The sequence below is a fragment of the Runella sp. genome (assembly GCF_965279615.1).
Classification (GTDB): domain Bacteria; phylum Bacteroidota; class Bacteroidia; order Cytophagales; family Spirosomataceae; genus Runella.
This window is the reverse complement of the sequence record NZ_OZ257252.1, coordinates 7,531,959-7,544,705: the sequence shown is the minus strand read 5'-3', so window position 1 is coordinate 7,544,705 and position 12,747 is coordinate 7,531,959. Positions and strand designations below refer to the sequence as shown.

The 12,747-nt window shown below is 44.6% G+C and carries 12 protein-coding genes; 5 read left to right on the top strand and 7 right to left on the bottom strand.

Annotated features, from left to right (window positions below):
• The 3 genes from ACQY73_RS31980 to hisG are packed head-to-tail and all read right to left on the bottom strand — an operon-like array spanning position 1 to position 1,332.
• Complete coding sequence (locus ACQY73_RS31980) at positions 1-210, bottom strand: prevent-host-death family protein (RefSeq protein WP_428658251.1); 210 nt, start codon at positions 208-210, stop codon at positions 1-3.
• Positions 207-455, bottom strand: a complete 249-nt coding sequence (locus ACQY73_RS31975; RefSeq protein WP_428668576.1) for a type II toxin-antitoxin system RelE family toxin — start codon at positions 453-455, stop codon at positions 207-209. Before ACQY73_RS31975 ends, ACQY73_RS31980 begins: the two co-directional genes overlap by 4 nt.
• A gap of 22 nt (positions 456-477) precedes the next feature.
• Positions 478-1,332, bottom strand: a complete 855-nt coding sequence (gene hisG, locus ACQY73_RS31970; protein WP_428658250.1) for an ATP phosphoribosyltransferase — start codon at positions 1,330-1,332, stop codon at positions 478-480.
• Between the two features lie 113 nt (positions 1,333-1,445).
• Here hisG and ACQY73_RS31965 point away from each other — a divergent pair, with 113 nt between their 5' ends.
• Positions 1,446-1,589, top strand: coding sequence for a hypothetical protein (locus ACQY73_RS31965; RefSeq protein WP_428658249.1), 144 nt, complete (start codon positions 1,446-1,448; stop codon positions 1,587-1,589).
• Positions 1,590-1,688: 99 nt separating this feature from the next.
• On the opposite strand, the gene ACQY73_RS31960 is transcribed toward ACQY73_RS31965, so the two are convergent.
• The 3 genes from ACQY73_RS31960 to ACQY73_RS31950 all read right to left on the bottom strand — a co-directional run bounded on the left by ACQY73_RS31960 (position 1,689) and on the right by ACQY73_RS31950 (position 5,450).
• Positions 1,689-3,128 carry a 3-coathanger stack domain-containing protein gene (locus tag ACQY73_RS31960; RefSeq protein WP_428658248.1) on the bottom strand — a complete coding sequence of 480 codons (1,440 nt, stop codon included), beginning with the start codon at positions 3,126-3,128 and terminating at the stop codon, positions 1,689-1,691.
• 108 nt (positions 3,129-3,236) lie between these two features.
• Positions 3,237-4,223: an ornithine cyclodeaminase family protein gene (locus ACQY73_RS31955; RefSeq protein ID WP_428658246.1), complete on the bottom strand. Its 987-nt coding sequence runs from the start codon at positions 4,221-4,223 to the stop codon at positions 3,237-3,239.
• Positions 4,224-4,394: 171 nt separating this feature from the next.
• Positions 4,395-5,450 (bottom strand): proline racemase family protein, encoded by a 1,056-nt coding sequence (locus tag ACQY73_RS31950; RefSeq protein ID WP_428658245.1) that lies wholly within the window; start codon positions 5,448-5,450, stop codon positions 4,395-4,397.
• Between the two features lie 84 nt (positions 5,451-5,534).
• Between ACQY73_RS31950 and ACQY73_RS31945 the strand changes: the two genes are divergently transcribed.
• Positions 5,535-6,005 (top strand): hypothetical protein, encoded by a 471-nt coding sequence (locus tag ACQY73_RS31945; protein WP_428658243.1) that lies wholly within the window; start codon positions 5,535-5,537, stop codon positions 6,003-6,005.
• 70 nt (positions 6,006-6,075) lie between these two features.
• Here the strand turns inward: ACQY73_RS31945 and ACQY73_RS31940 are convergent, their stop codons facing one another.
• On the bottom strand, positions 6,076-7,323 hold the full coding sequence (locus tag ACQY73_RS31940) for an NAD(P)/FAD-dependent oxidoreductase (protein ID WP_428658242.1): 1,248 nt from the start codon (positions 7,321-7,323) through the stop codon (positions 6,076-6,078).
• A gap of 140 nt (positions 7,324-7,463) precedes the next feature.
• On the opposite strand from ACQY73_RS31940, the gene ACQY73_RS31935 reads away from it, so the two are divergent.
• The 3 genes from ACQY73_RS31935 to ACQY73_RS31925 all read left to right on the top strand — a co-directional run bounded on the left by ACQY73_RS31935 (position 7,464) and on the right by ACQY73_RS31925 (position 12,673).
• Positions 7,464-10,589: a sensor histidine kinase gene (locus ACQY73_RS31935; RefSeq protein ID WP_428658240.1), complete on the top strand. Its 3,126-nt coding sequence runs from the start codon at positions 7,464-7,466 to the stop codon at positions 10,587-10,589.
• A 27-nt stretch (positions 10,590-10,616) separates the two neighbouring features.
• Positions 10,617-11,243, top strand: a complete 627-nt coding sequence (locus ACQY73_RS31930) for a response regulator (protein ID WP_428658238.1) — start codon at positions 10,617-10,619, stop codon at positions 11,241-11,243.
• Between the two features lie 170 nt (positions 11,244-11,413).
• Positions 11,414-12,673: an aspartyl protease family protein gene (locus tag ACQY73_RS31925; RefSeq protein ID WP_428658237.1), complete on the top strand. Its 1,260-nt coding sequence runs from the start codon at positions 11,414-11,416 to the stop codon at positions 12,671-12,673.
• Positions 12,674-12,747: the final 74 nt, after the last annotated feature.

Sequence of the window (12,747 nt, the reverse complement as noted above, 5' to 3'; positions counted from 1 at the left end):
TTAAAAGAGACCTAATTCTTTTTTCATTTCTTCGTGAGATACCCATTCAGTATTCTCACGTTTTACCTTTTGTAAGTAAAGAAAATCCGTCAGATCTTCCACCGAATCAAACCCACGAAGTAATTCTTCTAAAGAGGCGTAATCTTTATAGGAAATAACCGCGAATTTAGGCTGGTTATCTTCTTTTAAAATTTGTGCTTGTAGTGTCATTGGTATATTTCTTTACGATGTCCAACATCTATAATATCAATAATCTTAAGTGTATCTTCCCTATCAAATAATATTCGATAGTTCCCTACTCTTAAACGATAACCGGATACAAAGTTATGAAGTGTTTTAACATTTGTTTTTAGTTCAGGAGCTTCGGAAAGTTGCTCAATGGCCCTAACAATACCTAAAACATCGGACTTGGGAATATCCTTCAAACTTTTTATCGCTTTTTTTGTATACCTGATTTCCTAAGCCATAGCTAAACTCTTAACGAATCATTTTCTCAATAGGAATGACTAAAATCCCTTCTGCGCCGGCTTCGCGAATTTTTTCTATGTTGGTCCAAAAATCATTTTCATTGATCACCGAATGAAGTGATACCCATCCTTCCGTCACCAACGGCAATACGGTTGGTGCTTTCATGCCCGGAATATATTGCATGATCTTATCAACGGCTTCAGCGGGGCAATTAAGCAAAATGTATTTGTTGTTTTGCGCCGCCTGTACCGCCTTGATCCTGAACATGATCTTATCAAGCAACAGTGCTTTTTCGTCGCTCAAATTGGGAGCTGCAATCAGAATAGCTTCTGAACGATAAATAACCTCCACTTCTTTGAGACCATTACTCAACAAAGTACTTCCTGAACTTACAATGTCACATACCGCATCAGCAAGGCCAATGCTTGGAGCAATCTCGACCGAGCCGCTGATCTCATGAATTTCTGCTTCTACACCATTCTCTTTCAGAAAGTTACCCAAAATACGTGGATAAGAAGTAGCAATGCCTCGTCCATGAAGATCCTGCACGCCGTTCCATTGAGTACCGCGCGGAATCGCTAATGACAGACGGCATTTTGAAAACCCCAATTTATGTACTACGGTCACTTCGCGACCGGTTTCAGTATATACATTTTCGCCTACGATGCCCAGATCAGCCACACCGTCTTCGACGTAGCCGGGAATATCATCGTCACGTAAAAATAAAAACTCGGCAGGGAAATTGGCGGAGATTGATTTCAATTTTCCGGAAGAACTACTGTCGAACTGAATACCGCATTCTTTGAATAATTTGATAGAATCGTCGCTGAGACGTCCTGATTTTTGGATGGCAATGCGTAACATTTTTTAAAAACGAAATGAATAAATGAGCAAATGATTGAGTGGGTTCGCTACCTGTGCACTTACGATTACCCCGACGGGAAAACGTTTCAATACTAAAGTAAGCAGCAAAGCTAATGAAAACGAATGACTTATATCCTCAAGCCATGCGTATGGAATGGTATCTACGCTCGCCCGCAGGCGTGGAAGTGATGATGTCGAAAAAAAGCGTAGTTGCGTGTTTTCACGAAGAATTGTACAAATTGATGCTGCAAATGTAGGTGAGACACGCAGGATTGTCAAGGATTTGTACAAAAAAAGCAAGTTTTACCGTAAAATCTTCCTGTGAGGCTTGATGATAAGCCTCTTAAATGAAAGACTCAGGGCGGATTACAACCACCTATAAACGCTCGAAAAGTACTTCCGGCAGGTGCCGTAAACCCGGGTTTCAGTTCCACAGATTTGCCGGCAGAATACCAAACCGTACTACTGTTTGTCAGCTGGTTATCCGACAAAATTGTCAGATGCGCTTCATACGTTTGTGTCCCCGTATGGGGTGGTGACGAAAGAATAAGTTGCTCAGGGCATGGATCTGCTTTTTGGATAATAAACTGGTCAAGAACCTGTTGGCTTATGTCTATAAAGCGAAACCAAAGGCTGTCGTGGGTAAACGTCATTTTGGCATATCCATACTTATTTGAGATTGAAGCAGCCATTGCCTGATGGATGCCTGCATTTTCTGCATGTACACCACCCGTTCCAACTACTGCATATACTGCACCTTTATCGGTCTTTTGATAAGGTGCCGGAAAACCTGTGCCGGCCGAGAGGCGATACGACGCATTGAATTGCGCCGAGATTCCATAAAAACCGTTGATAAAGTGGCTCCTTTCGTAAGAGTGGCAATGGCCTCCAAGCACCAGATCCACTCCGTATTGTTCCAGTATTGGCACAATGTTCTGACGCATTTCTATTAATTCTATTTCATTGTCACTATCATGTGATCCTTTGGAAAAGGGGGGATGGTGAAAATATACAACCCGCCACTTGCTTTTATCCGCCTGCAAATCCTGACGAAGCCAATTAGCCATAGCGCCCGTAGGATTACGAAAAGAGCCCACTGTCGACTCCAACACAATGAAGTGAACATGACCGTAATTGTAGGAATAATAGGCTTTTGTAGTGGAAGCTACGCCCCCGTATTCGCCTGCCGTCGGAAGGCTGAAATAGTCAAAATAAGGACCGGTTTGGGTCGTTGGCGAAGCACTTACCGCATCATGATTTCCCAAAGCCGGCATCAGGCTGATCTTAGGATAATGTTTTCGATAGTGCGTTCCAAACGTATTGGTCTCATAATCAGACACCGAGCCGATGGGATACGAATTGTCACCATACCAATGCCAGACGTCCGCCTGCTGGGGCAGTGCTTCCTCTACGTTATTTTGGTCTGCCGAATTCACCCCAAAATCTCCAAAACCAACTACGATAATGGGTCGAACATATGTCCCGGCAACAGGGGCAGTCCGAAAATGATAATTTGTATCTGCCGGAAAAGCAGCTTGAGTAGTACCGATAAGGTACGTATAATTCGTATTAGGATTTAATCCTGTTATTTTAACAATATGTTCCGTAGTTTCAGTCTCGTCTGTGTAAGTGGAAGCGCCAATGGTCACTACTGATTTGGTCGGAGCATTTGTACGCCAACGAATAGTGGCTTTTGTATCTGAATTATTGATATAAGGACCTCGAGTGATGGTTTGTGCCTGAACGACCACAGAAACGAAGTTGATCATCAGTAATTTAATCAATCTTTTTTTCATTTCGTTGAATAATTCCCGTTATAAAAAATTATCATTCAGCAATATAGGCGGTTTTGGGTTTACCACATTCCGGTTACAGAAAAAACCTTTAGTTTACAAAATCAGACATTAGGCCAAGTTGACTCCCAAATCATATTTTTGGGCTTTTTTTACCAAGTAACTCGCCACAGCCAAATCCTGTGCCGCATTTCCTACGGATTTAAAAACGGTGATCTCATCTTCTGAACATCTTCCCTGTTTGATTCCGGCAACGATTTCCCCTATTTCTATAAAAATCGGGTCGTTGCCAAGCAACCCTTCTTTCATTGGCAAAACAATATCTCCTGCTTCGGCAGCGGCGGCCGTGCGCTGATCTACCACAACTTTTGCCACCTGCAAGGTTAGTCCCGGGATTTCGCGGGTGTCGGGTCGATAGGAACCAACGCCGTTGATATGAACCCCTTTTTTGAGGTGATGATGTTCAAAAACAGGGACGTTGGACGTCGTAGCAGTACACACAATGTCTGCTTCGAGCAATTGGTCAGGTTGTTGAACAATCTCTGTTTTAATGCCTGTTTTAGTATAAATATCATTGCAAAACGCTTCGGTATTTTTCCTGTTTCGCCCAAAAACAAGTACTTTTTGCAGCGAACGCACGGCAGCAACTCCCTCTACCTGCGTACGTGCCTGTGCACCGGTGCCAAAAATCGCCAAAACGCTCGCCTCTTTTTTAGCCAACAGATCCGTTGCCAAACCGGAAGCCGCTCCCGTTCGAAGTGCCGTTAGGTACTCAGCATCCAGCAGCGCAAGCGGTTGTCCGTTGTTGCCATCCATGACGAGCATTAAGCCGTGAATTAAAGGCAGATCTCGTGCAGGATTATCTCGAAATATAGTCACCATTTTCAGTCCCAACGCTTCCGCCGATGGCAGAAATACGGGCATAAAAAGTGTCTGAGCATTTTGAGCAGGTTGCGGCAAATTGACCCTCAACGGCACCACGGCCTCCCCCAGCGAAAGGCTGCGAAAAGCCTCTTTCATCAATGCTATCGCCTCCGGCATTGTAACAGACTCTTCAACAACCTGACGTGAAAAATAACGGAATGAGTGTGATGGCATTGACATTGTTGTAATGATTGTAAGACACGTTTGTTTTTTCGTGGTTTTGAGAAACCATTGCATTAGCTCTGCTCTTTCGGTTTTGAGAAACCGAAAGCACCTACTCGCCTGTGCCGTCGGTTTCTCAAAACCGACGGTTGGGGTTCTCAACCCCCAACGACACACCTATTTTTACCTCAAAAAAAATCCTCTTCCCAGTTTATCATCCGGGTCGATCAGAAAGGTGCTTTTACCACAGATATGAGCCTTTCCCTCTACTTCAGGAATAACTGCCGCGTAAGGCCCAAACGTGGTGACGCACTGAACCGAAGCAGTAAATGTACTTCCTACAATACTCTCAATCACCATCGGTTGCCCTACTGCCAATTCACCTTGCGCATGGCGCAACGCCACTCGCCCGCTTACGCCCGTTCCGGTAGGGCTGCGGTCTACTTCACCATCGGCAAAAATGCACACATTTCGGCTGTCAGTACCCGGGGCATGGCCTTTTCCATAAAAGATCGTTCCGTACAAAAAGCTCAGTTCTTCCTCAAAAGGGTGTACGATGTCAAGCGCATTCATAACCGCATTTTTGATCGCCATTCCTTTTTCGATCAAAGAACGATAATCGGCATTTGCCATTCCTATTCCTAACTCATCGGCATTGACATACACGTAGAATGCACCTCCATACACTACATCAAATTTTACCTCACCAAGTCCTTCTACCGTCAACCACTGATCGCGATGCAAAACAAAAGAAGGAACATTTTCAAATTTCACCGACGTTACCCGGCCATTTTTCACGTTGGCATGCGCCGTAATCAGTCCCGCCGGCGCATTGATCCTGACCGTTGTAACAGGTTCTTGCGTCGCAACTAATTCTAATTCTACCGCTACTTTTGTAACCGCAATAATGCCGTGGCCGCACATAGAACTGTAGCCTTCATTGTGCAAAAAAATCACTCCAAGATCGGCTCCTTCCGTTACGGGTTCGGTAATGATACATCCATACATATCGGCATGGCCGCGCGGCTCCCACATCAACGCCTTACGAAACCAATCAAGGTGCGTTTTCAGAAAAGCGCGTCGTTCCAAGATCGTATTTCCCTCAATCGGCGGAAGGCCGCCCGTGATGATCCGCAACGGCTCACCGCCCGTGTGAGCGTCTATTGCGGTGATTTGGCGCATATTCGTTGGTGGATTCCAGGCAGTTAGATTGAGAAGGCGTTCGGAAAAAGGAAGCATAAAATGAAAGAATTGAAGGTCGGTATTTTTGAAAGTGCATCGAAAATAGTTACATTTCGACCACTTTTCTAAAAAACATACACAATGAAAGTAGGATTACTACAATTTGGCCTCGTAGCTACCCTTTTTATTAGTTTCCAAACAATGGCACAATACGGTGGCTATGGGGGAGGTTACGGAGGAGGAGGATATGGCCGTGGATACGGCGCCAATAGTTATAATCAAATGCCGTCAACGCCCAAAAAGCCCCTGACACCCGACAAAATTGCGGAAGAGCAGACAAAGTGGATGACCAAAAAACTGAAACTTACCGAAGATCAGTCCATCACTATCGAAACGCTCAATCTGGATCACGCCTTGAAACTGAGTGATTATCAGGAAGCATTCATGAAGATTCATGCAAATACCCGCCCTACTCCGCAGGAAATTCAACAGATCAGAAGTACCGTGGAAAAATGGCAAACGGAAAAAGAGGCTAAATTTCAGGCGGCTCTGACGCCCGAACAGTGGGAAATTTACCTGAAGAAAAAGAAAAGCCTACCGCATTATCAATAGTCGAAAAACAGTCATGAAGCAGGCATTCCATTGACTACTTCATGACATACATGACACTTCTTCACTGATTTTATCCGAAGCGCAGCGGGTTAAAAGCCTGCATATCCATAGTGGTTGGTTTATCGGTCACGATCTCCGCGATCAGTTTGCCGGTGGCAGGTCCCAAACTCACGCCCATCATACCATGTCCCGTGGCAAGCGTCACATTATTTAATCCTTTTACCCGTCCAATATACGGCAAGCCATCGGGCGAGCAGGGTCGCAGGCCGCTCCATACTTTCTCAACTTCGGGCAATTGTACTTCAATTTCGGGATAATAATTATTGATACCCTGCACGATTCCACGCACGCGGTTCATATTGACCGTCATGTCCGTTCCGGCAACTTCCAATGTTCCCGCAAAACGCAGATCACCTCCCATCGGAGTCGCCGTTGCCCGTGCTTCCAGCATAATGGCCGGTACCTGAATGTTATTGGTTACGTTTTTGAGCATGAAACTGTATCCTTTACCACCCTGCAATGGCAATGAAATACCTAGTTTTTCAGTCAAAACGGGCGACCAAGCGCCGGCAGCAATGACCAATTCTTCGACTGGATGACTTCCTTTGGCCGTTTTTACAGCCGTTATTTTTGATCCGCTTTTCTCAAAACCGATCACTTCTTCGTTCTCAAAAATGTTCACCCCCTGTTTTTTCAGGTAAGCCAGCAGGTTCTTAATGAGCAAATTAGGCGTAATATGAGCATCTCCCGGATAATATACCGCTCCGCGTACATTCACGCGCACATCAGGCTCCAAAGCCTGCACCTGTGCGCCGGTCAGCATTTCGGCCACAATTCCCGCCTGATTGGCCAGGTGTGCTTCTTCAGCCATTTCGTGCTCGGTATCCGCATTCTTATACAACATCAGCAATCCACGCTCATGCCACCCAAAGTCTACCTCACCGGATGCCGCCAAGTCTTGGAAGAGTTTTTTAGAAAGTAGACTTATGTCCCGCAAAACGGGGATTGAACGTTGAACATGTTCTTCTGTAGAATGTTTCCAGAACAGCACCCCCCATTTCATTAACTCCCAGTTAAGGCGCGGTTTTACGTAAAAAGGGCTCGTGGATTTGAGCATCCAACGCATCCCTTTGGCAATCATACCGGGCTGGGCCAACGGCACGATATGGCTCGGCACGATCATGCCGGCATTGCCGAACGAGCAACCGTTCGTGAAATTTCCCTGCTCAATAATGGTGACCGAATGGCCGGCTTTTTTAAGATAATAGGCCGAAAAAAGGCCACTCACACCTCCTCCGATAATTGTTACTGAATTCATGATTGATCATCTGCTTTAACAGGGTCAAAGGTACAGCGTCCCCTATGAGTTTTCATACCCGGAAGTTGATGAATTTTGATGAAATATTAACTACAATATTTTCATAAGTTGTTTGACCCCATCCGGGGTCAAACAAAATAATGCAAACTAATTCTTATAGCTTACTTATAAAGATTTATTTTATATTTGTACACTTACTTCCTGCTTCGGGTATTCAAAAAATTCAGCCGTTTGAAATACTCCCAAAAACAGAGTTTAGAAATGTGATGCCGATCAAAACTTCAACTGCCGGCAGATGGGTTGCCTCCCTTCTGTTTTCACTGGTGCTGCGTACATCGGTGGCGCAGGTGTATTATTTCCAGCACTACGATATTTTTTCGGGGTTGGGACAATCGCAGGTCTCCGACATCGAACAGGATCGTTTTGGATATATTTGGCTTTCTACACGCGGAGGGGGGCTTTCCCGCTTCGACGGCCTGCATTTTACCACGTATCGAAAGGAAGATAATCTACCCGCCAACAACATTTTATCGCTTGAAATTAACGCTAAAGGCCTGATGTACATCGGAACCCCTTTCGGACTTTCTATCTACGACGGCAAAAATACCCGCCCCGTTCGTTCGCCCAATCGTGAATTGTTTGTTTCATCCGTCATTGGCGATCAAAAGGGTAATGTTTATGCCATCTGCAATGCGAGTCAATTAGGAAAAATCACGAATGACAGCTTGGTCTTTTTAACAAAAAACGGCCCCGCACGACCTTCTTTTTTCAGTGATATGTCGGGCACTTCCAACAAGCGGCTGATGGTTTCTACGTTCAGCGGGGAGATTTTTGAAGTGGCTCCTACCGGTCTGCAATCCCGTTATCATACGCCCGAAGGAATGGTGTTGCGGTGCATTCTGTTTGATTCCAAAGACAGTCTGTGGCTTGGCACTGATCGAGGCATATTCCGAGCACCAACCAACAAACCTCTCTTAGAAATAACTGATTTACAATTTATTAGTGAAGAAGTAGCGCACGAAATGACCGAAACCTCCGACGGGAGTGTGTGGGCAGGATTAGCTATGGGTGCACTGCGGTATCACAAAGGAAATATTCTCCGTTTCAATGCCCAAAACGGCTTTACGAGCTTTATGGTCAAAGGTTTACTCGAAGATCGTGAAGGTAATATTTGGTTTACGACCGACGGCGACGGCGTCTATAAATTTACCAATCCGGCCTTTACCAGTTTAAATTCTACCTCAGGACTAAGTGGAGAAACGATCTCCTGTTTTGCCCTTGCTCCCGACGGCAAACTTTGGATCAGTTATTTTGATGAAGGAATGGACATTTTGGATACCAAAACCAACAAAGTTCTGCCGCTTCCCAAGCAACTTCAAGGCAAACGCATTAATTGTTTAGCCGTTGATAATGAAGGCAATACCTGGGTTGGGCTGGCTGCACCCGGCGTTTATAAAATTTCAAAAACTTCCATTGAATACATTCCTCTTGATACTTACATTTCTTCCCAAGAGGTAGCTTTATTTATGGAAGCAGGCAAAGGAAAGGAAATGTGGATCAGTACGTCCAATGGGGTGGTTTTATACGACGGCAAGCAACTCCGGCATTATACTTCAAAACAGGGCTTAAAAGGCAGGTTTGTAAGAAGAACGTTACAACTCAATGATAATGAAGTGATTGCTTCAGGGCCAAGAGGTTTGAATATTATAAAAAACGGGCTTATTTACGATTTTGTTTACGACGATGAGCTTGCTTCATTTCCTGCCTTGAGTATGGCCAAGCGCGCTGATGGCTTATTGGCTTTGGGAAGTTTTGAAGATGGAATCGCTGTTTTTGACCCTAAAACGCGCAAAAAAAATTATTTTACCGTAAAGAACGGTCTTTGTTCTAACCTGATCTACAACACTGTTTTTGACAAACAAGGTCGATTATGGATAGGAACTGAGCGCGGCATTGACCTGCTCACCATTGATAAAGACCTAAAAATCAGCAACATCAGGCACTATAATGAAACCGATGGTTTTACCGCTCGTGAAACCAATGCCAATACTGCCTATATAACAGCCGATGGCGAATTCTGGGTTGGTACCATCAAAGGGTTATTTCGCTACAGCGACACCAATAATAAGTCCCAATCGGAAGCATTGAAAGTGCATTTTACTGATATCAGGATTCCGTTTGACACGACCGACCTTTCACAATATGCCCGTAGCCAAAGTAATTGGAATCAGGTGTACGAAGGTTTATCGTTACCTCACACGAAGAATCAACTGAAAATCAGTTTCATAACCATCAATCACCGCCGCCCGGATCATATTAGGTATCAATATCAGTTGGAAGGCGCAGATGAAGGCTGGCTGGGACCAACCGATCAAACGAGCGTTGTTTATTCCCATCTTACGCCCGGATGTTATCAATTTAAAGTACGAGCTTCTTACGGCGATAATCAATGGAGCGACATTTCTACGTACGAGTTTGAGATCATTCCACCTTTTTATCAACGTTGGTGGTTTATTTTACTTTTAGCCGGCACCTTAGTATCGCTCGGGATTTTATCGCAAAGGCTTTATATTCAATACCGTACACGACGGGTGTTGGCGTATGAAAAGCTGAAGCAGGAAGCAGAGGCGGTGGTTCGGGTACAAATTGCGCAGGATTTTCACGACGAATTGGGCAATCGTTTGGCCGCTATTCGAATGCAATCCAACGTACTGAAACTACGCTATAACGGGCACGAAAGCGAAGAAAAACGCATCGTGGGCGAAATTGAGAAAAATGTCGTGCGGCTCTTTCGCGATACCAAAGATTTTATTTGGTCAATCGACCCCGAGAGCAATCAGATCAACGAACTTGCCTTGTATATCAAGGATTTAGGCGAAAATTTATTACAGGATACTCCCATTCATTTTCATACCGATATTTGTTTTCCGAAAGAATACGAGCATTTGAGCCTACCGCCGGGTTGGAGTATTCAGGTAATCATGATCTTCAAAGAAGCTTTAACCAACTGCGTCAAGCATTCGCAATGTCAAAATATTATTTTTAGTGCAACAATTGAGAACCGACAGATGTCTTTTGCACTGACCGACGACGGTATTGGAATCAAATATCCAACCGAAGGCTACCACAAAGGACTGATTAATATGCGTTTACGTTCTGAACGTATCCATTGTAGCTTATCCATTATCCCTACCCTTCCCAAAGGAACGACCGTTCTGTTAAGAGGGCAAGTACCAACCAAAACAGCCTCCCCCAAAAGTAGTTAGCTTTAGGGGCAAAACCATAAACGTATAATGAATAACGTTACCAGAATTACCGTTATTGAAGACAATGAAGCCGTTAAAGACGGCTTGGCGCTCATCATTGGCAGCCAGCAACGCTTCCACGTTGTAAACACCTATACTAACTGTATGGATGCGCTCAAAAACCTCAAAAAAGACGCTCCTGAATTGGTATTGATCGATCTTGAACTGCCGGGAATGCACGGCATCGAAGGCATTAAACGTATCTTGCGCGAGCGACCTCATACCACGATCCTGGTCATCAGTGTACATGAAAACGGCAAGTTGGTTTTTGAAGCACTTTGCGCGGGTGCTTCGGGGTATTTGACCAAAGATACCGACCATATACGCCTTCTGAATGCCATTGATGAGGTATTGAGCGGCGGCGCACCGATGAGTTCAAAGATCGCATCACTGGTAGTAAAGTCATTCCAGCGCAATCTCAATACTCCCCTCTCCGACCGGGAAACCGATGTTTTGATGCTCCTTGCGAAAGGAAAAACGTATCATTCAATTGCCGATGAATTATTTATCAGCGTAGAAACCGTCAAAACGCACATCCGGAATATTTATCAAAAACTGCACGTTACCAACAAAACCGAAGCTCTCAAAAAAGCCGCTAAAGATAAGCTTATCTAACATCCCTATTTTTGGGGGAGTATCAGGAATTACCCGTCTGACGATTCAAAACCGTCGGACGGGTACGGGCACATTTGTTCCGCTTTTGCTCTAAAAACCACTATTTTGGGGTGATGCGCGGCGTTGCTTTTTATTCGTACTTCATGGCTTCAAACAACTCTTATAAAGCCATGAAAATTAACTACTTACTATGCTGCATCACTCTTTTTTTCGGATGCATTACCGCTCAGGCGACCAAGCCTAAAGAACAGGAAGAAATTCACGGTTTACACCTGACGAACGGGCGCCAATCCACTCACATACAGTTTGAGCTGCACGCCAATCTGATCATTGTACCCGTTCATATCAACAAATCCGACACCCTGCGATTCGTGTTGGACACGGGGGTAGGCTCTACGATTTTGACAGATGCTTCCGTTGCCCAAAAACTGGGAATGCGGTCGGTACGAAAAATGAAAATTGAAGGTGTCGGTAACGGACAGGGCATTGCCGCCGACGTAACCGTTGGTAATATCCTGAGAATGGGAAAGATGGTAGGGTTGAAACACAATATTGTGGTTATGGACGATGACATTTTGAGGTTATCGGAGGTAGTGGGAACGCCTATTCACGGTATTTTCGGGTATGAAATATTCAATAAGTTTGTGGTAACGATTGATTTTCAAAAACAGGAATTGACCCTCACTACGCCGACCAAATACAAATACACGGCCAAACAAGGGGATAAATTTCCAATTGTTATTGAAAAGACCAAACCGTATTTGGATGCTGTTACAGTGGTTTCCAACGACCGCGAATTGCCTATTCGGGTTGTATTGGATACGGGTGCCGGCCATGCGCTGATGTTAAATACCTCTGTTTCTAATATTCAAATGCCTCAAAAGGTTGTTAAGTCGCAATTGGGCGTTGGATTGGCGGGCGTTATCAACGGCCACATCGGTCGAATGCCCAAGGTACGTATCGGCCAATTTGAACTCAATGACGTGTTGACCACCTTTCCGGACAGCTCGGCATTCGGTATGAAGATCACGGATCAGTTTCCCCACCGAGACGGAAACATTGGCGGCGAATTATTGAGTCGTTTTAAGGTTACGTTCAATTATGAAGGCGGGTATATTGTCTTGAAACCCAACAAAAAGCGTTTCAATGAGCGTTTTGAGCACGATATGAGCGGAATCGACGTACGGGCTAAAGGAAAGGGATTTCGGCAATTTTACGTTGAAAACATCATTGAAGGCTCTCCTGCCTTTCATGCAGGATTGCAGGAAGGCGATGAAGTTCTTTTGGTCAACAGCTTATCGGTTGAAACTATGGCATTAGCCGATCTTTATCGAATGTTTCAGCGCAAAGAAGGCAAAGAAATGCACGTGGTGGTGCGGCGTAACGGAAGATTGGTATCTGCAAATTTTGCCTTAAAACGAATTATTTGATCAATTTTCCTTCTTTTCAAGGAGAAACGCTATGCACAAATACTTTTGACTATCAACCATTTACAAGCATTCTA